22 protein-coding genes are annotated in these 22,715 nt (G+C 48.2%); 7 read left to right on the plus strand and 15 right to left on the minus strand.

All coding sequences use genetic code 11. The annotated features are described in order from the left end of the window. Positions 1–3 precede the first annotated feature (3 nt). From P6910_RS06995 to P6910_RS07030, 8 genes are all read right to left on the minus strand, one after another. Entirely contained in the window at positions 4–552 is a 549-nt protein-coding gene (locus P6910_RS06995; RefSeq protein WP_317145550.1) for a DUF3299 domain-containing protein, read from the minus strand. Between the two features lies 1 nt (position 553). Continuing rightward, positions 554–1,816, minus strand: a complete 1,263-nt coding sequence (locus P6910_RS07000) for an ABC transporter permease (protein WP_317145551.1) — start codon at positions 1,814–1,816, stop codon at positions 554–556. Continuing rightward, a complete protein-coding gene (locus P6910_RS07005) occupies positions 1,816–2,535 on the minus strand; it encodes an ABC transporter ATP-binding protein (RefSeq protein WP_317145552.1) in 720 nt (239 codons plus the stop codon). The genes P6910_RS07000 and P6910_RS07005 overlap by 1 nt, the downstream gene beginning before the upstream one ends. Position 2,536: 1 nt before the next feature. Further along, positions 2,537–3,244 carry a ZrgA family zinc uptake protein gene (locus P6910_RS07010; protein WP_317145553.1) on the minus strand — a complete coding sequence of 236 codons (708 nt, stop codon included), beginning with the start codon at positions 3,242–3,244 and terminating at the stop codon, positions 2,537–2,539. Positions 3,245–3,833: 589 nt separating this feature from the next. Continuing rightward, entirely contained in the window at positions 3,834–4,328 is a 495-nt protein-coding gene (locus P6910_RS07015) for a cytochrome b/b6 domain-containing protein (protein WP_317145554.1), read from the minus strand. Then, positions 4,321–4,722, minus strand: a complete 402-nt coding sequence (locus P6910_RS07020; RefSeq protein WP_317145555.1) for a cytochrome b562 — start codon at positions 4,720–4,722, stop codon at positions 4,321–4,323. The genes P6910_RS07015 and P6910_RS07020 overlap by 8 nt, the downstream gene beginning before the upstream one ends. A gap of 159 nt (positions 4,723–4,881) precedes the next feature. Then, the gene (locus tag P6910_RS07025; RefSeq protein ID WP_317145556.1) at positions 4,882–5,331 is read right to left on the minus strand and encodes a rhodanese-like domain-containing protein; all 450 of its coding nucleotides are present in this window, start codon (positions 5,329–5,331) and stop codon (positions 4,882–4,884) included. A gap of 49 nt (positions 5,332–5,380) precedes the next feature. Continuing rightward, positions 5,381–5,671, minus strand: coding sequence for a PA4642 family protein (locus P6910_RS07030; protein ID WP_317145557.1), 291 nt, complete (start codon positions 5,669–5,671; stop codon positions 5,381–5,383). A 253-nt stretch (positions 5,672–5,924) separates the two neighbouring features. Here P6910_RS07030 and P6910_RS07035 point away from each other — a divergent pair, with 253 nt between their 5' ends. Further along, positions 5,925–7,361, plus strand: coding sequence for a hypothetical protein (locus tag P6910_RS07035; protein WP_317145558.1), 1,437 nt, complete (start codon positions 5,925–5,927; stop codon positions 7,359–7,361). A gap of 52 nt (positions 7,362–7,413) precedes the next feature. Here P6910_RS07035 and P6910_RS07040 read toward each other — a convergent pair whose 3' ends face one another. Beyond that, the gene (locus P6910_RS07040; protein WP_317146518.1) at positions 7,414–7,971 is read right to left on the minus strand and encodes a hypoxanthine-guanine phosphoribosyltransferase; all 558 of its coding nucleotides are present in this window, start codon (positions 7,969–7,971) and stop codon (positions 7,414–7,416) included. 291 nt (positions 7,972–8,262) lie between these two features. On the opposite strand from P6910_RS07040, the gene upp reads away from it, so the two are divergent. Next, positions 8,263–8,889 (plus strand): uracil phosphoribosyltransferase, encoded by a 627-nt coding sequence (upp, locus tag P6910_RS07045; protein WP_317145559.1) that lies wholly within the window; start codon positions 8,263–8,265, stop codon positions 8,887–8,889. 18 nt (positions 8,890–8,907) lie between these two features. Next, positions 8,908–10,167, plus strand: a complete 1,260-nt coding sequence (locus tag P6910_RS07050; RefSeq protein ID WP_317145560.1) for a uracil-xanthine permease family protein — start codon at positions 8,908–8,910, stop codon at positions 10,165–10,167. Between the two features lie 25 nt (positions 10,168–10,192). On the opposite strand, the gene P6910_RS07055 is transcribed toward P6910_RS07050, so the two are convergent. Together P6910_RS07055 and P6910_RS07060 are read right to left on the minus strand one after the other, a co-directional pair. Further along, positions 10,193–10,567: an STAS domain-containing protein gene (locus P6910_RS07055; RefSeq protein WP_317145561.1), complete on the minus strand. Its 375-nt coding sequence runs from the start codon at positions 10,565–10,567 to the stop codon at positions 10,193–10,195. Between the two features lie 249 nt (positions 10,568–10,816). Further along, positions 10,817–12,427 (minus strand): AbgT family transporter, encoded by a 1,611-nt coding sequence (locus tag P6910_RS07060; protein WP_317145562.1) that lies wholly within the window; start codon positions 12,425–12,427, stop codon positions 10,817–10,819. 473 nt (positions 12,428–12,900) lie between these two features. On the opposite strand from P6910_RS07060, the gene P6910_RS07065 reads away from it, so the two are divergent. From P6910_RS07065 to P6910_RS07080, 4 genes are all read left to right on the plus strand, one after another. Further along, positions 12,901–14,223 (plus strand): hypothetical protein, encoded by a 1,323-nt coding sequence (locus P6910_RS07065; protein ID WP_317145563.1) that lies wholly within the window; start codon positions 12,901–12,903, stop codon positions 14,221–14,223. Next, complete coding sequence (locus P6910_RS07070) at positions 14,207–15,535, plus strand: hypothetical protein (RefSeq protein ID WP_317145564.1); 1,329 nt, start codon at positions 14,207–14,209, stop codon at positions 15,533–15,535. Before P6910_RS07065 ends, P6910_RS07070 begins: the two co-directional genes overlap by 17 nt. A 16-nt stretch (positions 15,536–15,551) precedes the next feature. Next, positions 15,552–16,853, plus strand: coding sequence for a hypothetical protein (locus tag P6910_RS07075; protein WP_317145565.1), 1,302 nt, complete (start codon positions 15,552–15,554; stop codon positions 16,851–16,853). A 134-nt stretch (positions 16,854–16,987) separates the two neighbouring features. Further along, positions 16,988–18,043, plus strand: a complete 1,056-nt coding sequence (locus P6910_RS07080; protein ID WP_317145566.1) for a sphingomyelin phosphodiesterase — start codon at positions 16,988–16,990, stop codon at positions 18,041–18,043. 228 nt (positions 18,044–18,271) lie between these two features. Here P6910_RS07080 and gatB read toward each other — a convergent pair whose 3' ends face one another. The 4 genes from gatB to P6910_RS07100 form a co-directional block, all read right to left on the minus strand. Continuing rightward, positions 18,272–19,774 carry an Asp-tRNA(Asn)/Glu-tRNA(Gln) amidotransferase subunit GatB gene (gatB, locus tag P6910_RS07085; protein WP_317145567.1) on the minus strand — a complete coding sequence of 501 codons (1,503 nt, stop codon included), beginning with the start codon at positions 19,772–19,774 and terminating at the stop codon, positions 18,272–18,274. A 78-nt stretch (positions 19,775–19,852) separates the two neighbouring features. Next, a complete protein-coding gene (gene gatA, locus P6910_RS07090) occupies positions 19,853–21,304 on the minus strand; it encodes an Asp-tRNA(Asn)/Glu-tRNA(Gln) amidotransferase subunit GatA (protein ID WP_317145568.1) in 1,452 nt (483 codons plus the stop codon). Positions 21,305–21,364: 60 nt separating this feature from the next. Further along, a complete protein-coding gene (gatC, locus tag P6910_RS07095; protein WP_317145569.1) occupies positions 21,365–21,652 on the minus strand; it encodes an Asp-tRNA(Asn)/Glu-tRNA(Gln) amidotransferase subunit GatC in 288 nt (95 codons plus the stop codon). A gap of 273 nt (positions 21,653–21,925) precedes the next feature. Continuing rightward, positions 21,926–22,612 carry a tellurite resistance TerB family protein gene (locus P6910_RS07100; protein WP_317145570.1) on the minus strand — a complete coding sequence of 229 codons (687 nt, stop codon included), beginning with the start codon at positions 22,610–22,612 and terminating at the stop codon, positions 21,926–21,928. Positions 22,613–22,715: the final 103 nt, after the last annotated feature.

The raw sequence follows: 22,715 nt of genomic DNA on the forward strand, positions 1-22,715 counted from the left end.
GCCTTATTTATAGACTTTCAGCGAGTCAACAGTCAGGGAGTAAAGGGTTTCAGTGTACGTTGACTGAGTGGTCTCAACATGCAGGGTTCCAACCAGCCAATAAGGGGTGTAGCCCGCTTCCTCGACTTTGATGCCTTTTTCGTTATTCTTGAATTTCACATAAATAGTTTGGTTAGGCGGCGGTGCTGGTACGTGGATGCAGGCACCCATCGTTGGTACCAGCAACAGCTCCGTCGCTCTCTGGTTTTTATCGAGGTTGAGTGGCACGAGGTATCCGGGTATTTTTACCGTGCGTTTGTCCAGTCTTGTAACGGGTGTCTGGCCGAGCTTATCCAGATAGTAGATGACATCAGCTTTGCTCATCTCTCCGGCCTGATAACTGTCAACGACTTTTTGATCCGGTGCAGGCATCAGTTCGTCCCAAGTGATCTCTATGGCTTCTGCTTGGGTTGCTGGCTTTTCCAGCGGCTTGGCTTGAACGGCGACTACTGGCAGCAGAGCCAGTAGCGTTGTCAGTATCAGGGATTTTCCTGTTTTCATAATGATTTTCATCTTAGACTCTTATAGTCAGGCCATCGGCAAGAGAGTTTTTGTAGGCGCGCCAGGCCGGGATTATGCCCAAAACAATGGCGCAGACAATGATCATTCCGGCCAGTGACCATTCAAAGGTGCCCGGAGCACTGATGGCCAGGTGCAGTCCCAGGATTTGTTGCACAACGGGCTGAATAGCGAAAAGCAGTCCATACAGTATAAGGAAGCCCAGAAGGGTTCCGGACACCGCATAAACGACAGATTCAGTGATCATCAGCGTGAAGATATGGATGGGCCTTGCACCGGCAGAGCGGAGAATGGCCATCTCACGGCGCCTTTCATTAAGAGAGGTGAGAATCGTAGTCAGCATGCCCATCAGACCTGCCAGGACCACCATGACGGAAACTGCAAGTAATGCCTTTTCTGCGGTGCCTACCAGTTGCCAGAGCTCCTGAAGAGCAACACCGGGCAGAATGGCGGTCATGGCTTCCTGCCGGTATTCATTGACTTTCCTCTGGTAACGGAAGGCGGCAGTACGGGATTTCAGACCAACAAAATAGGCGGTAACACTGGTGGGCTGAAGATTCATGGCCTGAGCCTCTGCAGCGGACACTGAGAATGCGGCAATGGGTGGTGCACCGCTTACCCAATCGATGTGCAGGGCTTCGATCCCCTCAAGAGAGATCAGAATCACTCTGTCCGAAGGCGTACCCGTTGGCTTGAGAATGCCTGAAACCTTAAAAGGCTTATCATCGTGAGACAGCAGACTCTTACTTTCTACGCCATGGTTCAGAACAATGCTGTCACCGACTTTATAGCCAAGGCTGGCAGCGACTTCAGATCCAAGTACAGCGTCGTACAAAGCGTTGAAAGGTTTGCCCTTGGACAGTTGCAGTGATTCGTTGTCGCCGTATCGAAAATGATTGAAGATGTCATGGGAGGTGCCCATGACCCGATAGCCATGGTGGGAGTCACCCAGGGAAATGGGAACAGACCAGGCAACATCCGGGGCAGACGTCAGGTCCTGATAAGTCTCCCAGGAGATATTGTTGGTGGCATTGCCAATGTGGAAAACAGAATACAACAGAAGATTCATAGAGCTGCTTCTGGCCCCCACAATCAAATCCGTACCTGACACGGTGTTGGTAAAGCTGTTTTTGGCTTCGACCCTGATACGTTCAACCCCCAATAGCAGGGCTACGCTGACAGCAATAGAGAATATAGTCAGCAAGGCGGTTGTTTTTCGGTTTTTAAGGCTCTTCAAAGCCAGACTTAAAATCGACATCAGTCCACCTCTGTTGCTTTGCTGGCCCGGTTGATTTCATTGAGCGCAATGCTGCGATCAAATAACGATTCAAGGCCACGGTCGTGGCTGACAAATAGCAGGGTGTTGCCAACTATTTCACATTCTGCGAACAGCAGATTGATGAAGGCTTCCCGGGTATCTGTGTCCAGTGCTGAAGTAGGCTCGTCGGCAATGATCAGATCAGGCTTGCCAATTAAAGCTCTGGCGGCGGCTACTCGCTGTTGCTGTCCGATACTCAGTTCTGTGACCGGACGATGGAGTACTGAGTCGTCCAGTTCCAGATGTTTAAGAAGACGTCTTGCTTCATCCTGCTCACTGCCAGCAATACTGGCGAGATTGCTTTTGCGCTCTATGGCAAAGCCCAGAGGCAGAGTGACGTTCTCTATTACAGAGAGATAGGGAATCAGATTAAACATCTGGAAGATAAAGCCAATATGATCAGCACGGAAGCGATCGCGCTGCACCGGGGAAAAACGACTAATGTCGTTCCCCAGCACTTTGACCTGTCCCCGCTCCGGTGTAATGACGCCGCCGAGCAGTCCCAATAGAGTGGTTTTACCGGAACCCGACGGGCCGCGGACAAAAACCTTTTCGCCTCTGGATACAGTCAGTTCAGGAATATCCAGAACAGGTATTCCTGCTTTCCAGCTGAACTCAACAGCTGTGAGCTCAATAACTTGAGAGCGGGAGTCAGTCATCTTAGAAGCGAACCTCTGGCTTGCTCTTGGTCATTTCGGCAGCCATCTGACCTTTTTGGGTGAAGCCCTGAACGCTTAAGGATGCGCTCCGCTCGAATGTTTCAAAGATTGAGGTGCTGATAGTTTTCAGCTGATTGGCATTGCCACATTCAAAGACGTACGTGGCTGAGATATCCATATGCCCGCTTTCGCCCTCATGCTCTTCATGGTTGTGTTCACTGTGATGATTATCATGATGTTCATGAGAGGCGTGCTCACCGTGATGATCGTGCTCATCATCATGGCCATGAGATGCGTGCTCATCGTGATGATCATGCTCGTTATGATCTTTTTCGTGATGTCCGTGATCATCGTTATGGGCTTTTTCATGACCATGATCGCTCTCAACAGAACTCGAGGTAGCTTTGGCGCTAACCAGTTTGCAGGACGCGGCAGGGGTCATGCTCCAGAGACTGGCCGCTTCCAGCTTTTCCAGAGCTTCATGGAGCTGGTGGCGTTGTTTGTCAGTAGAAATGGTCTCGAAGCCCAGCACATCATTGGCAGGCATTTTCAGTTCCAGGTGAACTTCTGAACCTTCGACGGCAAAGTTCAGTTCACCTTGCCCGTGAACATGGGCGTCAACGTGACGCTGCTCTCCATTAGCGGAAGAAACAGTCAGGGACAGAACTCCGCAGGCAATACCGGCAGCCAGTTTAGTAAAAGTTTGCATAATGTCACTCGTAGGGGCATTTATCTGATAAAAAGTTTTTCTGGTTTATTGATGACATCAGATAAAGGCCGGTGGAGCCCGGGTCAGCCTTTTGGTGGGGGTTTCCAAAGAAAAGGAGCGGGTTTTTTCTGTACTGTTGAAGGGAGCGAAGAACGAACTTTCTGCAGTAAACAGTCCCGGGGACGGAGGTGCCTGTGAAGTCAGCTGACAGCCCGCTGAATGATGCTGATCCCCATGCCAGTGATCGGCATGATCATTCAGAGACAGTTGTTGGAGCAGATTGTGATAGTTAGGACTAAAGTCTTTAGGCGGGTTGTGTGTGTGACTGACGGAATACTGAATAACCAGCAAATAAACGACAAAAATCAGACAAAATCGGAAAGGATTTGGTCTGTTTCTGTGGGCAGTGTTTATCAGGCTTATGGTTAGCATTCAGTCGTGTTATCGACACATGTGTAGTAATGGTCCGAATTATTCTCCAAAGCCCTAACAAAAAGCAATACCATAAGACGCAGTCATTTGCGTTTAACCGAACTGCTTGCTTTTTTACTTTTAAAATGAACTTTTCCGGTTAAACTAATTTTTGTCGTCAGAGCATTGTCTTAACCAGGTTACGACGGGTCAGCCAGGAGGTGATGAATACTGCCAGTAAGTGCAGGCCAACAAAGTAGTAAAGACCATTCACCAGTAAGGAATGCCATTCATAAACATTGTGTTCAAAGCCAAAGTCGGTATCCTGCAGCCACCCGGTAAACGCAGCCAGAGCCAGAGTAATCCACATCAGCCAGACAGCAATCGCTCCCATTGGGTTGTGACCATTTTCACCCTGCTGTCGGGTTTTCAGCTCATGAAGGTGCTGTTTGATGCCCGAGAATGAGGGTTTGATGTCCCAAAGGCGAGCAGGCGACGGGGCAAAAGTCATGCCATAAAGCAGTCTGAGTCCTACCAGGGCAAGGATGACCCAGCCAGAATACTCATGATACTCGCTATACCCATCAACCAGAAAATGGTTACTGAAAAAGAGCACTGCAACCGTCCAGTGAATCAACTGAACGGTACGTGGCCACTGAAACTTTTTAGACATCGAACTCTCTATGGTATTTCTTTCTGATGTCATTGAGTTTTTTCATTCTTCGTTTGGCCAGATCCAGATCTTGCTTATCGAGGGCAGCCTGAACCCCGGCCAGTCCGGTCAGCAGTTGATCAATACCTTTCCGGAATGCCTCAGGCGCATCAGTGTAGCCGGTCTCCCTGGCGTTTTTGGCGTGCGCACGGAATTCAGTCACGTAGCTCTGCATGTCTTCAATGGTTTTGGCAGAGCCGGAGCGTTTGAAATTGAAGCCCATTTTTTTCATTTCAGTGTTCAGTTCATCAGAATGACCTTCGTGGCCATGGCTATGAGCTGAAGCAGGCATGGAAGCCATCAATGAAGCGGACAGTGCCAGTGGCGTAAAGAAGGCTTTGGCAAGCGATTTCATATTAACTTTCCGTATAAACATTTCGCTCGAGCATCATAATGATTCTTGCAAGAAATAAGAAGGCTGGTTGTGTAAAACTTTTTGATTTAGAGGCACTGTCACTGAATGGCATGTCATAAAATATCCGAACACTTTCAGATATTTTTTACCGACATGAAGTTATTCTGTTTTTCTAGTTGCTAGACTGCCCCCTTGATCTTTCCAGTCTTTCAGACCTCCTCTGAAGTGCATGATATTGGTATAACCCCGAGCCGCAGCAAAATCGGCTCCGGCAAACCAGGATGTACATTGCGGACCACCACAATAAACAACTATGGGGTAGTTTTTCAGGATGGGTAGTTGGCTCTCCAGAGTGGCTCTGTCTGTCAGAGAATAGGCATCTGGCAGATGACCCATGGTATAGGTCTCACCCCTGTTAGTATCAAGAAGAAAGACTTCGCCAGCATCGACTGCCTTGCGCAAGTCAGGATAAGAGATGGCCGGGTAGTGCCTGTTGTAGGCCGCGAGCCTGTCTTCCGTGGTTGTGTTTTCTGAAGCTGTCACAGCGGTGCAGAACAGGATCACGGCGCAAGCCAGTATGCGGGGGTCTCTCAACCATGAAGCGAACATGGGGGTTCTCCGGTTTACTACTAAAGCTCAGAGTATAGATGGCCTGTCGCTAGTTGGCTCCGAAGTTCTTTAAAGCTTGAGCATAGGGTGCGGCATGATGGTGTGTTTCCAGTAGCGATAGAAACGTGCCACCTTCTGGCGTCACTGGATTGATCTCCAGACCTGTTTCCGCGTAAAAGCGCAGGAATCGTTCAAAGTCCTCTGCTCGCAATGCACGATAAGCACGGGTCAGAATATGTAGGGCGCGGTCTTCTCCGGCTGGTGCCTGAAGCGTAAGCAGCTCTTTGATTCGCTCATCATTCAGCACTTCACCAATGACTTTCTGTTTGTCTTTCTTCATTGTTATTCCTGATAGCTTTTGGCAGTTCGTCGGCATTGTACACGATGGATTTTAAACTTTCAGGAATCTTAATCTTGATACTTTCAACGGGATTGTCGGAAAAGTGGCGATTATGGCATTTATAGTGGCTCAAGCTCTATTCAAGTCCTCTGAATTATTCCGAAATGGTATAGATTTTTTAAATAAGCGCCTCAACTTTAGATGATACTTAAATTTACAACGGAATAGACTGAATGAATCAGAGGTAACAAGGATGTCAACAGTAGTAGGTTCAGTTGGGGGGCAAAGTCCGGTAAATACGGGGCAACAAGTTTCTCAGGGTGTTGAAGAAGGGGCCAAAATAAAAGCCCAGGGTATGAATCGCAGCATCGAAGCGCGTAATCATCCCAATTTTCTGCCTCCATCTCCCCCGGCACATAGCGGCTCACTTCAATCACTCCCATCAGACATTTCGCTGTACGAGCGAGAGAGCGAAGTAGTAGAGGGTCGAAAGCACATTGAATCCAATCACGTAAAAAGAGAGTCATCAGGCTCTGCCAGCCCAGTTAAAGAAATCAACAAACCAACCTTAAAGCAAAAGGTGGCTCACATCTTTGGCGAGTTGAAACGTTCCTTAAAGAATGAAAACTGGAAGCCTGTTCCCCAGGATCTGATCAATGGGGTTCGCAACAATGGTTTGAGACAAGAGCTTTCCACCAGAAATGAAAAGATAGTGGAACTGGGCCAGCTGAAAGAAAGAGCCAATATTCTGGAGAATAAGCTGGCAAATTTTGATAAAAAGTACGCCAAGTCACTTGCGCTTTATGCGGCACCGGAAAATCCTCCCAAAAAAGGTAAGTTTCCGGCCCCGGATGGAAAAACCTACGACTTTTCCAAGGGGCAATTTTTTGGTGACAGAGCAAAGATGTTGAATGAGTTCAAAGCTGCCTTTGATAAAGATCCTGATTTTCAAAGTTACAACTCTGATCTCGAAGAGTTGAGAAGTATAGAAGGCAATAGAGATGAACCAGGCAAAAGAGCTGAGCTGAAAAAGGAGATCAGGGAGCTGAATAAATCCCTGAAACCAAGGGTTGACGCAGAGGCTGGTCAGGAAACTGAGCTCCGCCTTGGAAGTCTCGATGCTCAGGTAGAGATCATTCAAATGAAGACGTCAAAGGCAATTGAGCAAAAGACCAAAGAGTATCGAAAAGATTTAAAAACACTGAAAGAAGCAGTAGAGAGTAAAAGAAAAGAACTGGACTCCCATAGAATGGATAATGAGTTAAGGAAATTCAAAATCTCGGGAGTGAAACGCAAGCTTGGGGGAATTGAAAACTCCAGACAACGGTGGCTGGATAATGTTGATAGTAATACTCAATTGAATCCACAGCAGAAACAGCAGAGCAAAGCACGAATAGAGGCATCATTCAATCAGAAGAGGGTGGAGCTTCAGGAAGAGTTAAAGAGCCTTGAAAGCATGGTAAGTTCTTATCAAAGCGAAAAGCAAGCGCTACAGGAAGAATATGATCAAGCCATTGAGGCCAGGGAACAGGCCGCTAAGAGGAGTGATTTCAAAGAAAGCATAAATGAAATTCTCAGGGGACAGCAGAAAGAAATGAGCGAAATACTTGAATTGCGCAAGGCCTTTCCCGGGAAAATTGAACGGGATCGAGCTGCAATCAGAAAAAGTTTGCAGGGAAGAATAAGCTAAAAGGGGCTGAACCAGTCTACCGTCGGGTAAACTGGTTCAGCTAACTCAATTTTCAGTGACCCTTCAAAGCAAAAATGCCGTTAGCGTTCCGCCAGTAGCCCTGGTAATCCAGCCCATACCCAAAGATATAACGATCCTCAATTTCAAGACCTGAGAAATCTGCCTTGAGGCCGGGGCGAGCCTTACGGTCGTGCAGCTTGTCAACCAGAACGGCGGTCAGAACCTTCCTCGCACCCTGTTCCTTGCAGAAGTCGACAATGGCGTCCAGAGTGTGGCCCTCGTCAAGAATGTCATCAACGATCAGAATAGTCCTGCCTTTCATGTCCTGTGAAGGGCGTACCTTCCAGTCCAGACGCCCACCTGTTAATTGATCTCGGTAGCGAGTGGCGTGCACGTATGAGGCTTCCAGGGGGAACTGCAGGTGAGTCAGCAGCTTGCCGGTAATGACCATGCCACCGTTCATTACACAGTAAACCAATGGATTACTACCAGACAGTTGTTCAGTAATAGCGCTGCCCATATTCTTAATGGCGTCTTCTATCTGTTGTTCATTGTACAGGCATTCAGCCTCGTCGAGGACTTGCTGGATATGGTCGAGATCAACAGACATGGGTTGGGAACCTCGTTGTAATAACTCGTCATTGGCTAACAACTGGCTTTCTCCAGAAACTGCCTGATCGACAAGCAGTGAATCGGGTTCGAGGCAGCGTAGACAAAAGTTGAACCGTGGAAAAAAGAGGGCAACGATACCTACATTAGATGTGAACAGCAAGTCATAGCTTACTTCGGTTTGGTGTGAGAAAAATTTATGGGTGGGTTACAAGGGCTGTGTAAAAATAAAAAGATTTATGCCCGTCAAATGGGTAGAGTCAGTATTAAGTGGAAGGCATCGGGAGCTGACATGAGTGTACAAGAAATCAAGCACCCTCTGGTACAGCACAAGCTGGGCATTTTACGCACCAAGGGTATCAGTACGAAAGGGTTTCGGACACTGGCTAATGAAGTGGGTTCGCTGCTAACTTACGAAGCGACAAAAGACTTTGAGCTGGAAGATCATGTTATTCATGGCTGGGCCGGAGACGTCACCGTCAAGCAGATTAAAGGTAAGAAGATTACTATTGTTCCCATTCTCAGAGCAGGTCTGGGTATGATGGATGGAGTGCTTGATCTGGTGCCGGGCGCCCGGGTCAGTGTCGTAGGCCTGTATCGTGATGAAGAAACCCTCGAGCCGGTTCCTTACTTCGAAAAGCTGGTTAAGGATATTGATGAGCGAATGGCTCTGGTATTAGACCCTATGCTGGCTACCGGTGGTTCCATGACTGCCGCTATTGATATGCTCAAGAAGGCCGGCTGCAAGGAAATCCGCTGTCTTGTGCTGGTGGCAGCTCCGGAGGGTATAGAGAAAGTGCTTGAAACTCATCCGGATGTCAAAATCTTTACTGCATCGGTGGATGATTGTTTGAATGACCACGGTTATATCATGCCGGGTCTGGGCGATGCAGGAGATAAAATCTTCGGAACTAAATAGTAAAGGGAAAGGCTGATTATGACTGATATAAACCTGGCCGATGATGGAATGCCAGTATGGCGACAGATGTTGATGGGGGGGCAGATGCTGTTTGTCGCCTTCGGTGCTCTGGTACTGGTGCCCTTGTTGACCGGGTTGGACCCAAATGTTGCTTTCTTTACCGCTGGTATTGGTACCCTGATATTCCAGTTGTGTACCAGACGACAGGTGCCTATCTTTCTGGCCTCTTCTTTTGCCTTTATTGCGCCTATTACGTTTAGTGTTCAAAGTTGGGGCCTGCCTGCAACATTAGGCGGTATGATGGCAGCAGGACTGTTTTATGTAGTGCTCAGCTTTATCATTCGCTTGCGGGGAAGCGGTATCCTTTATCGATTATTTCCTCCGGTGGTGGTGGGTCCGGTGATTATGGTCATTGGTCTCGGGCTGGCGTCTGTTGCCGTTGACATGGCCAGTGGTGATGCCAATTCATCGATTGATCCCAATACCTCATTGTTGCTGGCGGGCGTCGCTCTGGTGACAACACTGGCCGTTTCCACCATGGCCGGCGGTATCTTCAAACTGATTCCGGTTATCTGTGGAATCGGTGCTGGTTATATTGCTGCGTTATTTACGGGGGTTGTGGATTTTCAACCGGTTATTGATCGTCCATGGTTTGCTGTTCCTGCGTTCACAGCCCCGGAGTTTAACTGGAATGCCATCCTGTTTATGGTACCAGTCGCTATTGCGCCAGCTATTGAACATATTGGCGATATGCTGGCGATCAGTTCGGTTACTGGTAAGAAGTACCTCGAAAAGCCCGGTCTGAAAAATACCCTGATGGGTGATGGCTTTGCCACTTCTGCTGCGGCCATGTTGGGTGGCCCTCCCAATACCACCTATTCAGAAGTCACCGGTGCGGTGATGCTGACAAAAGCCTTCAATCCCAAAATCATGACTTGGGCTGCAATCATGGCCATTGCAGTGGCGTTTATCAGCAAAGTCGGTGGCTTTCTGGCGACGATTCCAACACCGGTGATGGGTGGGATCATGATGCTGTTATTCGGCTCTATTGCTGTTGTAGGTCTCAGTACCATGATCAAGGCTCAGGTGGATCTGAGCAAGCCTCGCAATCTGGTGATTGTGTCAGTTGTTCTAGTGTTTGGTATTGGTAATCTGGCTTTGTCGATGGGTGAGTTCACTCTGAAAGGCGTTAGCCTATGCGCCGTTACTGCCGTTTTGCTAAATGCGATCTTGCCTCATGCCGACAGGGAAGATAAGTTTCAGTCTACAGGTGTCTGATTGCACATGATCCTTTCGGATAAGCCTAATTAAAACTGATCCTGTCCAGATCGGTATTAGATTCGAACAGCATCGATTCAGCTTCATCCAGATCTTTGGCGATGTTGATGAATCTGGAGATACCCGTCAGTTCCAGCAGTGAATGGATGGATCTTGAGACATTGCAAAGCGTGATGCTGTGAATGAGGGTCAATGAATTTCGAGTGTTGAGTAAGACTCTCAGGCCTTCGCTGCTGATGCTGAATAACTGTGAACAGTCCAGAATCAGGTGCTGATTGCCCTCAAAGGTGGCAGCTTCGATGGCTCGATCCAGCATTTGTGAGGTGGCAGCGTCTACTTTGCCCCGAACTTCCAGCAGGGTGTAGTTGTAATGATCTTCCAGATTGATGGATAAGGCCATAGTCTTACTCCTTTAAAAATGGCTGCTTTGTTGCGAGATATCCTAGGATCTGTTGGAAGCAATTGGTATAACAAGGTTGACAGCATTGCTGACAATTTCAGATGAACAGGTTTTACTGGCAGGTTTTTTTGTGAGGTTAGCTGTTCCGATGTGGCAGCAGGTTTGAGATTCACTGGTCTCTCTGACTGATTTGTGAGCAATAAAAAAGGGGTGAACCATCACCCCAATCTTAAATGTCCTGTCAGGCAGTTAGCCAGCACTGTAGAAAGTCGCCGAGCCCGGTCCAACCGGCAGACCCATTACGAAGACCCAGACGAAGAACAGCACGCTCCAGCCAATCACGAAGAACATCGAGTAAGGCAGCATCATGGAGATCAGAGTGCCAATACCGAGGTCTTTCTTATAACGTGAAGCAAAGGCAACGATCAGGCCAAAGTAGCTCATCATTGGCGTGATGATATTGGTGACTGAGTCACCGATACGGTATGCGGCCTGAATGACTTCAGGCGCGTAGCCTACCAGCATCAGCATTGGCACAAAGATTGGTGCGGTAACGGCCCACTGCGCGGAAGCGGAGCCAATCATCAGGTTTACAAAACCACACATCAGGATGAAAACGGCGAACAGCAGTGGACCGGTCAGGCCTATGTTCTGAAGGAATTCAGCACCCAGTACCGCAAAGATGGTGCCTAGATTGGTCATGCCAAAGAAAGCGACGAACTGGGCAGCAAAGAACACCAGGACAATGTACATGCCCATGGTACTCATGCTCTTGGACATGCAATCGATCACGTCTCTGTCATTCTTGACGGTGCCTACCGTTTTACCGTAGACAAAGCCGGGAATCGCAAAGAATATCAGGATCATGGCGACAATGCCCTTAAGGAATGGAGAGCCTGCAACAGCACCCGTTTCAGGGTGCCTGAGAACGCCCCACTCAGGAACAATGGTGAGAGCCATAACACCCATCAAGACCAGTAATGCCATTCCAGCCCGTTTCAGGCCGCGCTTCTCAAGGTCGGTGACTTCTTCCATTTTGTCTTCAGAAAGATCAACCGAAGCTTCTGATTCATTGTACTTGCCCAGACGAGGCTCAATGATCTTGTTGGTTACCCAGGTACCTACGAAGGTGATCAGGAACACACTGACCGACATGAAGTACCAGTTGGCTTCAGGACCCACGACATAAGCCGGATCAATCATTCTGGCGGCCGTTTCTGTGATGCCGGACAGCAGTGGATCAACAGTACCCAGCAGCAGGTTAGCGCTATAACCACCGGAAACACCGGCAAAAGCGGCAGCCAGACCTGCCAGAGGGTGTCTTCCCAGTGAGTGGAAGATCATGGCAGCCAGAGGAATAACAACCACGTAGCCCAGTTCAGAAGCAGTATTGGACAGAATACCGGCAAACACAACAATCATGGTTACGGTGTTGCGGGATGCCTTCATAACCAGAGAGCGAACCAGTGCACTCAGCAATCCGGAGTGTTCTGCAATAGCAACACCCATGAGAGCAACCAGTACGGTGCCCAGAGGAGCAAAGCCGGTGAAATTGGTGACCAGCTTGGTCACAATCATTCGCAGGCCATCACCTGTCAGCAGGTTGACGACATGGATTGTGCCATCTGCTGCACGGCCCGCTGCCCCTTCCGGGCGGGGGTCAACGACACTCAGTCCTGCCCATGAGGCGATACCGCTGATAATAACAATACCCACTGCAAACAGGGCAAACAGGGTAATTGGATGGGGTAACAGGTTGCCAAGCCACTCTACAGTAGCGAGGAAACGATCAAAGGCGGTGCGATTATTTTTGCTATTATTTGCATCACCTGTTGGGAGAGTTTCGGACTGGTACGACATACTTCCGCTCCAAACAGTTTTAGTAGGTTTTTAGCCAGCGTCTATGCTTGTAGTTTTGACAGCTTGGCCATGAGTAACACTCATTCGTTAAATGCTTGTGATTGTGGCCGTTTAGCGAATAAGTGCGACGGATGAGTCAGGCAATTGTCCCTGACAAAAAGATAAGCTGGACTATATTTCCAGAAAATCTGGTCGGCATAATACTCTGAAACAGGATTTTTTTACAAATTTAGTTATAAGAATATAGTTTTTATTTGATTTAAATCTCATTTTAAAAGTCGTTGGTCAATTAATTTGAAAACCCTGAGCCCGTGATAAGCAGTTAATAGGGCTTGATTAGGCTGGGATTTGACAACTAATTCTTCCATAGCATGGCTGATCGTGAGTTGAGGCACTTTTACGATGAATGATCAGAACCTGTTCGCCTTTAATTGTACTTAGGATGTAGTTTTTTATAGATAAGGAGTCTATGTATGGACGCTAGTTCCAGTCAATCTTTGACAGTCAGTCAACCTCTGAGGTCGTTGGACACAGGTAATGAACTTCATTCAAGGAGGACATCAGGCCGTTCTACCACATTCAATACTCGCAATGTGACAAGGGCGGATAACCCTTCTTGTAAACTGACTGTTTACCTCGACAATGGCCACAGCTTTGTCAGGCTTGAAAACAAAGACAGAGGAGTAGACATTACCCGTGGTCTCTATCCAGCCCGGTTTGTTGCATCGAAAACTAATCTTCGTAATAAGCTCAGGCTGGAAACCCTGTTCAATTCTGAGACTTTTCCCGTTAGTCCCTTGTTATCAAAACTATCCAGATCAGCTCCTGTGGAGGAAGTGCAAAAGCCTCGCGTTGATCGTAATCAGTGTCCAGTGGTTGATAGTAATAATGATAAATTGAAATCCAAACTTTATCTGACCTACGCAGCGTCTTTAGGGGCAAAATTGGCGGGCAGAACACACCTGGGGCGAGCATTGGCGTTAATTGGTGTTCATAGAACGCTTTTTTCGAAAATGCAGGGGCGGCTTTCAGATGAAACCTTAAGCTATGCCTATGAGGGTTTTGATAGTATCCCTAGAGTTACTTTCTTCATTTCTCAGCAGGAAGCATTGGCGGTGGAGAAGTATATCTCAGAGTATGACGATGCCTGTGATAAAGGAGAGGAAAGTTGTATCTTTCAAGGGATTGGGTTCAACTGTGTCGATTTTGCTCAGGAGGCTTTCTCAAAAACGGACTATTCCGGTCATTTTATTGAATATTTCACCCCTTCACTTCTGTCGCAGAGAGTGGGCATGGCAGGACTCTACGCAGTTGGCTGTCATCTTGTGGTCAAAAATCCTGCTTCGACAGCTGGAACACTGATGTTGGCGGTCGTGGTTGGCAAATACGCAGTTCCCAGGCTGAAGGAAGCTGTCAGGAGTGTTGGCAGTTGGATCTGTGGTTGGGTGTGGCCTGCACAGCAGTCGATCGCAGCGACACAGGTGGATGTGAGTGAGTTGAAGCGGCTTCATGGCAGCCTTCAATTAGCCAATTTATACTGCGAGGTATTTTGGGAAAATTATAGTGAAAGAGATGCTGAAGCCAGAAAGCTGATCAGCGATAGTGTTGATCTTCAGGCACGTTTCGATGATCTGGAAGAGCTGATCAAAACAGAAGACTATAATGGAAGACATCAATCGTTTATTTATAAAGAGTTGAAAAATATTCAGGACGGTTTCACCGAATTCTTCAGGGAGGCTGCTGACATGAAGAACGCTCATAACAGCAAGGAGAGTTGGCATGGACGCCGGGCATAATAAACTTCAGACAGGGGCTCTGCCTCCCGGGCCGATGGATACCGGTGGTATTTCTCAATCCAGCGTCCTGTTACGCGATTCGGCAACTTTCAATGCTCGCAATGTGACAAGGGCAGATAACCCTTCTTGTAAACTGACCGTTTACCTCGACTATGGCCACAGTTTTGTCAGGCTTGAAAACAAAGCCAGAGGCGTAGACATTGCTCGCGGTCTCTATCCTGTTTCGGCTACTCGGTGGGAAGTGATACCACAAGATGCAGAAGGTAGTCTTGATGATCATGAACTGGACTCCCTGTCTCATTCTGAGGTTCCCCCCGCCGATCCTCCATTACCGAGAGACGAGAACCCAGACCCTGTTGACGAAGTGCCCGAGCCTTTCGTTGCTCATAATCAGTGTCCTGTGCGGGAAGTTGTTGGGGATCTTGGGCGGGTTCGCAGACTCTTACTGGCCTCAGCAGTGTCTGGGGGGGCCAAGTTGGCGGGCAGAAGATCTCAGGGAAAGGTGTCGTGTTCTGTTGGAGTTGGCAGATATTCATATGAAATTCTTTCCAAAACACAACAGGGGGCTGTGTTGGATGAAGCTATCGAATTTAAAACTTATTACCATAACGATATTAATGATATCCCTAAAGTCACTTTCTTTATCTCTCAACAGGAAGCCATAAGAGTTGAGAAGTATATCTCAGAGTACGCCGATGCCTGTGATAAAGGAGAGGAAAGTTGTATCTTTCAAGGGCTTGGGTTTAATTGTGTTGATTTTGCCCAGGAAGCTTTTTCAAAAACCGGCTATCCCGGGCATTTTATTCAATACTTTACGTCTTCCCTTCTGGACCAGCATGTGGGTTTAGCGGGACTTTACGCGGGCAGCTACCATCCTGTGGTCAAAACGACCACATCGATAGGTGGAACCTTGATGTTGGTGGCAATAGTGGGTAAATACGTCCCTAAATTGACGGAAGCGGTAAGAAGTGTTGGTAGCTGGATGTGCGGCTGGGTCTGGCCTGAGCAACAGGCAGTTGCAGCGACAAAGGTGGATGTGAGTGAGTTGAAGCAGCTTCATAGCAGACTTCAATCAGCCAATTTATCTTGTGAGGCGTTCTGGGAAAGCTATGAAGCAAGTGATGCTCAAGCTAAAAAGCTGATCAGCGACAGTGTTGATCTCCAGGCGCGTTTTGATTATGTGGAAAAGCTGATCAAAACGGAAGGTTATGATGGAGAGCATCAGTCGTTTATTAATAAAGAGCTTCAAAGTATTCGAGGCGGTTTTACTGAATTCTTCAGGAAGGCTAATGAAATAAAGAACGCTCAGTGAAGGAGGGAGAGTTGGCATGGACGCAGGACAAAGCAAAACTCAGACGCAGGCTGAGCCTCAAAGAATGATGGGGGGAGGTAATACTCCTCAGGCTAGTGCGACAGCAGGTAATCGGGCAACGTTTAACACTAGAAATGTGACAAGGGAAGATAACCTTCCTTGTAAACTGACGGTTTACATCGATTATGGCCACAGCTTTGTCAGACTCGAAAACAAAAAAAGAGGGGTAGACCTTGCTCGTGGTCTCTACCCAACTTCATTTGTTGTGCCGGAAACTAGCCTTCATGATAAGGTTGGCAAGTACCCCACATTCAGCTCCAAGACTTTACCCGGCAACACCTTCTTGCCAAAACCCTCAAAACCAGACCTTATGGACGAAGTGCTCAGGCCTCGAGTCGATCATAATCAGCGTCATGATAATGAATTGGATTTCAACGCTGCCATGAGCTCCACAGTGGCTCAACCGCTTATGTTAGCGGGCAGTGTACCTGAGGGGGGAGCGGTATCGGCTATTGGAGTTGGCAAGTATTTTTATGGTGCGTTTTCTTCGAGAACGCTGGGGCAGCTGCCAGATGAAACCTTCACCTATGCCCACAAAAGTATAGATATAGATGATATTCCCAAAGTCACTTTCTTTATTTCTCAGCAAGAAGCATTGGAGGTGGAGATGTATATTTCAAAGTATGCCGATGCCTGCAATCAAGGAAATGCAAGCTGCTTCTATAGGGCGCTCGGATTTAACTGTGTTGATTTTGCCCAAGAGGCTTTTTCAAAAACGGACTATCCCGGGCATTTTATTGAATATTTCACGCCTTCACTTCTGAGGCGGAGTGTGGGCCGTGCAGCACTCTATGCAGTTAGTTGTCATCCTGTGGTCAAAAATACCGCTTCGATTAGCGGAACACTGATGTTGGCGGCCGTGGTTGGTAAATACACAGTTCCCAAACTGGCCGAAGCTGCCAGAGGTGTTGGCAGCTGGATGTGTGGCTGGGTCTGGCCTGAGCAACAGGCAGTTGCAGCGACAAAAGTGGATGTGATTGAGTTGAAGTGGCTTCATAGCAGACTTCAATCAGCCAATTTATCTTGCGATGCGTTCTGGGAAAGCTATGAAGCAAGTGATGCTCAAGCTAAAAAACTGATCAGTGACAGTGTTGATCTTCAGACACGTTTTGATTATGTGGAAGAGCTGATCAAAACGGAAGGTTATGATGGATGGCATCAGTCGTTTATTAATAAAGAGCTGAAAAATATTCGGGACGGCTTCACCGAATTCTTCAGGGAGGCTAATAATATGAAGAGTACCAAAAACAGCCATTAATCTCTCTGTTATGGTTTCATTTTTTACTACTACCTGAAAGCATGTGCTCCAGTTAGTAGCCCCTGATTTTCTTCTATGCTTTTCCGAGAGCTTCTATCCTGTTAATTTTATTTTCCGGTCAGTGAGCAAGCTTGATGAAAGAGTTTAGTGCCCTTCTGGCTTTACTTTTTGGGGTGAGTATCTTTGCAGTTGCAGGTTCGCCTTTGCCAGATGCTTCTGGAAAACGACAAAGCATGGAATCCATTCCCGTGTACACCAGCGCTCCAACGACCTGTCCCTTGAGTGTCTCTGATCAGTGTTTGCCTCTCAAACTATTGACCTGGAATGTGAATCTGATGACTTCCTATGACTTTTTCGAGTTCTTGATGTGGTGGTTTGGTAGCCAGGACATGAACGATCCGGAAATGAGGGCGCGGGAAATTGCCCATTATATGAGCAAGAGGGATTATCACATTGTCGCGCTTCAGGAATTGGGTGATCAGTATCTCAGAGACGTCGTCAATGAGGGAATGAGGCAGGCAGGTTATTACATGACGCCTGTTTTGGGTGAAGGGTGGGAATGGCTGTTGTATGGCAGGCTATTCAATGGCGGAGTAGTGATTTACAGCAAGGCGCCGATTCTAGAGATGCGTGAATTTGTCTTTCCAATGCCGGCAGGCAACCAGGGGTGGTGTGCTGTTGGTGCCTGGTATATCAAGGTGCCAACCCATAGTGGAAATTTGCATGTGTTTGGTCTCCATTTGCAAACGGTGCAAACTGATAGCGAAGATGAATACAAAGGTCTAATCAGGCACTACGATTACCTTGGGGAGATCAAGAATAAATTGAATATACCCAGCCATGAAGCGGTCATTTACATGGGGGACTTTAATTCTGATGCGGGTAGAAAAGACGGAGAATCTAAAGGGGGTGAATATTTTCAAATCATGCTGGAAACCCTGTTCAGCCGCCAGGCAGCTGATTTTACTAATACCTCTTTGCCCTATTCCTTTGACATCCATAGCAATGGAATGGCCAAAGGAAAAGGTCCTCATCAGGGTACTCTGGATAATATTCTTTGTGACAGGAGAAATGTCTGTCCAGTGAGTGGTTACCTGAGAATTTTACAGGCCAATCAAACAAATACCCGACTAGGTGTGCTTTCTGATCATTATCCCGTTGAGGGTATCCTGTATTTCACTAAGGAATAAATCTTTAAGGTACGTATTCCTCCTCCTCTTCCCTTGGAGGCTGATTGTCTTTGAATTGGCAATTATAATCGAACTTTCTAGCTCCCTATTGCGCTGAAGGTTTGAGCCTTAATCCTCCGTTGGCGATCGTCGCCATAGCTAAGGCCATGACTCCTAACGCCGCCTTGTCTTAAGGCTCAAATCTCCATGCTCATCACGGGAGTTAGAAAGCACGATTGGTATTAGCTATCAGGCGTCCAGCTTTTTCTTGAGAATCTGGTTAACCATACCCGGATTAGCCTTTCCTTTTGAAGCCTTCATGGCCTGACCCACAAAGAAGCCGATCATCTTGCCACGCTTTTCAGGAGGCGCAGCGCGATAATTTTCGACTTGTTGGGCGTTGGCTGCGAGTACTTCATCAATCATAGATTCAATGGCACCTGTATCGGTCACCTGCTTGAGACCTTTCTTTTCGATGATTTCATCCGCATCTTTGCCTTCACTATTCCACAAGGCTTCAAAAACCTGTTTGGCGATCTTGCCAGAAATGGTGTTGTCCTTGATGCGGGTAATCAGGCCTGCCAGTGCTTCAGCAGAAACAGGGCTATCTGAAATTTCAATGCTTTTGGCATTCAGGGACTTGGATACTTCACCCAGAACCCAGTTGGAAGCGAGCTTGGCGTCGCCACTGATTTTCGCAGCGGTTTCAAAGAAAGCGGCCGTCGCCTGATCGCCCGACAGAATTTCAGCATCTACTTCGCTCAACCCCAGGTCACTGACAAAGCGGGCTTTTTTGGTATCTGGCATTTCTGGCATTTCAGCACGGAGTTTTTCCAGACGGCTGTCTTCGATCACAACCGGCAGCAGGTCGGGGCAGGGGAAATAACGGTAATCGTTGGCCTCTTCCTTGCTGCGCATGGAGCGGGCTTCGCCGGTGTCGCCGTTATAAAGACGGGTTTCCTGAATGACTTCGCCACCGTCTTCTATCAGATCGATCTGACGTTCCACTTCTTTCAGGATCGCTGCTTCCATGAACTTGAAGGAGTTCAGGTTCTTGGTTTCGGTGCGGGTACCAAGTTCTTTCTGACCCTTTGCACGCACAGAGACGTTTACGTCAAAGCGCATGGAGCCCTGGGACATGTCACCATCGCAGATGCCCAGCGTGGTCACTATAGAGTGCAGTTTTCTGGCGAAGGCCACGGCTTCTTCTGCATTACGCATGTCGGGCTCCGTCACTATCTCAATCAGAGGTGTGCCAGCACGGTTCAGGTCGATACCGGACATGCCGTGGTAATCTTCGTGCAGACTCTTGCCCGCATCTTCTTCCAGATGAGCGTGATGAATGCGAACGGTTTTGGTCGAGCCGTCTTTCAGAGTAATCTCAATGTGACCTGCACCGACAATGGGTTTCTCCAGCTGAGTAGTCTGATAGCCCTTTGGCAGATCAGGATAGAAGTAGTTCTTACGTTCGAAAACGTTAACCTGGTTGATCTCGGCATCAATGCCCAGACCAAACTTGATGGCCATGTTGATGGCTTCTTCGTTCACCACCGGCAGGACACCCGGCAGGCCCAGATCGACAGCACAGGCCTGAGTGTTGGGCTCGGCGCCGAAAGCAGTAGAAGCTCCGGAGAAAATCTTGGTTTTGGTGGCCAGCTGAACGTGAATTTCCAGCCCGATAACGGTTTCCCATTGACCCGCCGACAGTGGCCGGTGATCACTGGCCAGTTGACTTGGAGTTGTTTGAGACACTTTTCAAATCCTCGAAATGTAATCCGTTGCAAATTGTGTCTCAGGAGGTAAGCCTGAAGCACAATCTACAGTCCGCTGTTAACTATTAACCGGGAACTGTTTATGAAACTCGGTGGCCTGCTGGAAGCGGTGAGCAACGTTCAGCAGTCGGGACTCATCAAAGTGACGGCCAATCATCTGTAAACCTGCAGGACGGCCATTGGCCATTCCGGCTGGAATCGACATGCCGGGCAGGCCCGCCAGATTAACAGACAGGGTATAAATATCGGACAGATACATGGCAACAGGGTCGTCGCTCTTCTCGCCAATGTCGAAGGCAGAGGTCGGAGCGTTAGGTCCCATGATAATGTCACACTGTTCAAAAGCATTCATAAAGTCATCACGGATCAGACGACGAATCTTCTGGGCTTTTTTGTAGTAGGCATCGTAGTATCCTGCAGACAGTGCGTAAGTGCCCACCAAAATACGACGTTTGACTTCTTCACCAAAACCTTCGCTACGGCTGCGCTTGTACATATCCATCAGGTCAACAGGATTATCACAGCGGTGACCAAAGCGGGCACCGTCAAAGCGTGACAGGTTGGAAGAAGCTTCAGCCGGTGCAATTACGTAATAAGAAGGAATGGACAGCTCCAGATTAGGCAGGCTGACTTCTCTGACCCTGGCCCCCAGCTTTTCGTATTCGGCAACAGCATCACGTACACATTGTTCAACTTCAGAGTCGAGGCCCGTTGAAAAATATTCTTTTGGCAAGCCAATTGTCAGACCTTCCAGAGAATCATTCAGACTGGCTGTGTAATCGGGCACTTCACGATCCAGACAGGTAGAGTCACGGTGATCATAGCCAGCCATTACGTTCAGCATCAGGGCAGCATCTTCGGCGGTTTGTGTCATTGGGCCTGCCTGATCCAGACTGGATGCATAAGCAATCATGCCGTAACGGGATACACGACCGTAGGTGGGTTTAAGGCCTGTGATACCGCAATGAGAAGCTGGCTGACGAATAGAACCGCCAGTATCAGTGCCGGTGGCACCGGCTGCCAGTCGTGCTGCAACGCAGGCTGCGGAACCACCGGAGGAACCGCCGGGAATGGCCCGGGTATCCCAAGGGTTTTTCACAGCGCCGTAGTGACTGTTTTCGTTAGAGGAACCCATGGCGAACTCGTCCATGTTGGTTTTACCCAGCATGACGGAACCGGCTTCCTTGAATTTTCGGGTAACCGTTGATTCATAAGGTGCTACAAAGTTGTCCAGAATTTTGGAACCGCAGGTGGTTTTTACACCTTCTGTGCAAAATAGATCCTTATGGGCCAGAGGAATTCCTGTCAATGCAGAGGCATTGCCTGTTGCACGACGTTCGTCGGCAGCCCGGGCCTGTTCCAGTGCCAGTTCTTCGGTCACTGTTATATAGCTGTTGTAATTGCCATCGAGCTGTTTGATTCGCTCAAGATAGAGCCGGGTCAGCTCAACACTGGACAATTCGCCGTCGGCCAGGGCGCGACTTTGTTCTGAGAGTGATTTATCGTACATGATTTTGGGTAATCGCTTTAAAACAGGGTAAAGGGTTGAGGTTTCTGGTATCGAGCCAGCTCACTCAATCACCTTGGGAACCAGGAAGAGTCCGTCTTCAATGGCCGGTGCACAGCTCTGCAGCTGCTCGCGATTATTCTCTTCAGACACAACGTCTTCACGCAGGCGCTGTATGGCATCCAATGGGTGAGCCATGGGTTCAACATGATTGGTATTAACTTTCTGCATCTGATCAACCAGTTCGAGAATGCGGCTGATGGTATTGGCAGTGGTCTCTACCTGATTGTCATCTATGGACAAGCGCGCCAAATGGGCAAGCTTCTGAATTTCAGAGGCATCAATGGCCATGGCTATCTCCGAATTCGGGCTTTAAAAAGCGGTCATACCCAGCTTTCGCCTGCTTTTTGAGGCAAAGAGAGAGCTGGTCGTGAAGAATAAAGGCTAAATGTATGGGCTATGAAGGTGAATCTCAAGATGCAGTCGAGATTAATTCTTGTAGACAGAACTCACGGGTGTCGAGTCAGTCCGGGAAGAAGTGTTGAGAAGTCAGTACCAGATCGTCAGAAGCAGGTTTGAGTCGGAACCACAAAGACATACGGGCTTTGTGGTTCCTTCAGAGTATTACGCCGCTTGCACGTGGGCTTGGGCTTCGAGTTTTTCAACCAGCTCAGGCTCGAGCTTCAGCTGTCTACCCAGCTCCTCAAGATAGTTTTTTTCCATAGCATTTTGTTCATCCACAACGAGAAGGGAGGCAAGATAGACCTCGGAGGCTTCTTCAGGACCGAACACTTCATTAGCTACTTCTGCCGGATCAAGAGGTTTTTTCAATTCCTGCTGTACAAATTGATTCAGTTCTTGACTGGTTCCCATTGACTCGAAGGCTTTATGGATTCTTTCTCTTTCGGCGTCATCCACGTGGCCGTCGGCTTTGGCGGCGGCAATCATCGCCATCAGAATAACCTGGTTCTGCCTTTCTTCATTTTCCTGCTGCAATTCCATATCGCTGGAGTCTTGTGGGTTATCTTCAGGCTGATTGGCCCAGCCCTTGTAGGTTTTCAGTGCCAATGCTCCCAAGGCTGCTGCACCACCCGCTTCGGCTGCCTTACCTGCCATCGTGCAGCCTTTTTTGGCGTCAAGAAGGAGAGACAAAGCACCGCCAGTCAAAGCGCCTTTTCCGAAGCCGGAAAAAATTGAGCCGCCTTCGCTGCCTGATGAAGGGGTTTTCAGTTCATCCAGTTTGTGTTTACCTTCATTGATCAGGGAAGAACCTGAGTTAACAACTTGATTAAATAAACCTTTAAAATCCATAACGGCCTCCCGTTCAGATTCTTTTCATAACGGGGATACTATACGTGTGTTTATCTGCTCAGCATGAATAGGCAGGGTAAAGGTTCGTTAGGATCGGGTAAGG

The sequence above is a fragment of the Endozoicomonas sp. 8E genome, assembly GCF_032883915.1.
GTDB lineage: Bacteria > Pseudomonadota > Gammaproteobacteria > Pseudomonadales > Endozoicomonadaceae > Endozoicomonas_A.

Excerpts from the sequence above, each read along its gene's own strand:
- P6910_RS06995 (WP_317145550.1), bottom strand. The coding sequence starts at position 552 with ATGAAAATCATTATGAAAACAGGAAAATCCCTGATACTGACAACGCTA.
- P6910_RS07100 (WP_317145570.1), bottom strand. The coding sequence starts at position 22,612 with ATGGATTTTAAAGGTTTATTTAATCAAGTTGTTAACTCAGGTTCTTCC.
- P6910_RS07040 (WP_317146518.1), bottom strand. The coding sequence starts at position 7,971 with ATGTCTGTTGATCTCGACCATATCCAGCAAGTCCTCGACGAGGCTGAA.
- P6910_RS07020 (WP_317145555.1), bottom strand. The coding sequence starts at position 4,722 with ATGAAATCGCTTGCCAAAGCCTTCTTTACGCCACTGGCACTGTCCGCT.
- gatA (WP_317145568.1), bottom strand. The coding sequence starts at position 21,304 with ATGTACGATAAATCACTCTCAGAACAAAGTCGCGCCCTGGCCGACGGC.
- P6910_RS07000 (WP_317145551.1), bottom strand. The coding sequence starts at position 1,816 with ATGTCGATTTTAAGTCTGGCTTTGAAGAGCCTTAAAAACCGAAAAACA.
- P6910_RS07025 (WP_317145556.1), bottom strand. The coding sequence starts at position 5,331 with ATGTTCGCTTCATGGTTGAGAGACCCCCGCATACTGGCTTGCGCCGTG.
- P6910_RS07030 (WP_317145557.1), bottom strand. The coding sequence starts at position 5,671 with ATGAAGAAAGACAAACAGAAAGTCATTGGTGAAGTGCTGAATGATGAG.
- P6910_RS07080 (WP_317145566.1), top strand. The coding sequence starts at position 16,988 with ATGAAAGAGTTTAGTGCCCTTCTGGCTTTACTTTTTGGGGTGAGTATC.
- P6910_RS07070 (WP_317145564.1), top strand. The coding sequence starts at position 14,207 with ATGGACGCCGGGCATAATAAACTTCAGACAGGGGCTCTGCCTCCCGGG.
- P6910_RS07065 (WP_317145563.1), top strand. The coding sequence starts at position 12,901 with ATGGACGCTAGTTCCAGTCAATCTTTGACAGTCAGTCAACCTCTGAGG.
- P6910_RS07075 (WP_317145565.1), top strand. The coding sequence starts at position 15,552 with ATGGACGCAGGACAAAGCAAAACTCAGACGCAGGCTGAGCCTCAAAGA.
- P6910_RS07055 (WP_317145561.1), bottom strand. The coding sequence starts at position 10,567 with ATGGCCTTATCCATCAATCTGGAAGATCATTACAACTACACCCTGCTG.
- P6910_RS07010 (WP_317145553.1), bottom strand. The coding sequence starts at position 3,244 with ATGCAAACTTTTACTAAACTGGCTGCCGGTATTGCCTGCGGAGTTCTG.
- P6910_RS07035 (WP_317145558.1), top strand. The coding sequence starts at position 5,925 with ATGTCAACAGTAGTAGGTTCAGTTGGGGGGCAAAGTCCGGTAAATACG.
- P6910_RS07005 (WP_317145552.1), bottom strand. The coding sequence starts at position 2,535 with ATGACTGACTCCCGCTCTCAAGTTATTGAGCTCACAGCTGTTGAGTTC.
- P6910_RS07060 (WP_317145562.1), bottom strand. The coding sequence starts at position 12,427 with ATGTCGTACCAGTCCGAAACTCTCCCAACAGGTGATGCAAATAATAGC.
- P6910_RS07015 (WP_317145554.1), bottom strand. The coding sequence starts at position 4,328 with ATGTCTAAAAAGTTTCAGTGGCCACGTACCGTTCAGTTGATTCACTGG.
- gatC (WP_317145569.1), bottom strand. The coding sequence starts at position 21,652 with ATGGCCATTGATGCCTCTGAAATTCAGAAGCTTGCCCATTTGGCGCGC.
- P6910_RS07050 (WP_317145560.1), top strand. The coding sequence starts at position 8,908 with ATGACTGATATAAACCTGGCCGATGATGGAATGCCAGTATGGCGACAG.
- upp (WP_317145559.1), top strand. The coding sequence starts at position 8,263 with ATGAGTGTACAAGAAATCAAGCACCCTCTGGTACAGCACAAGCTGGGC.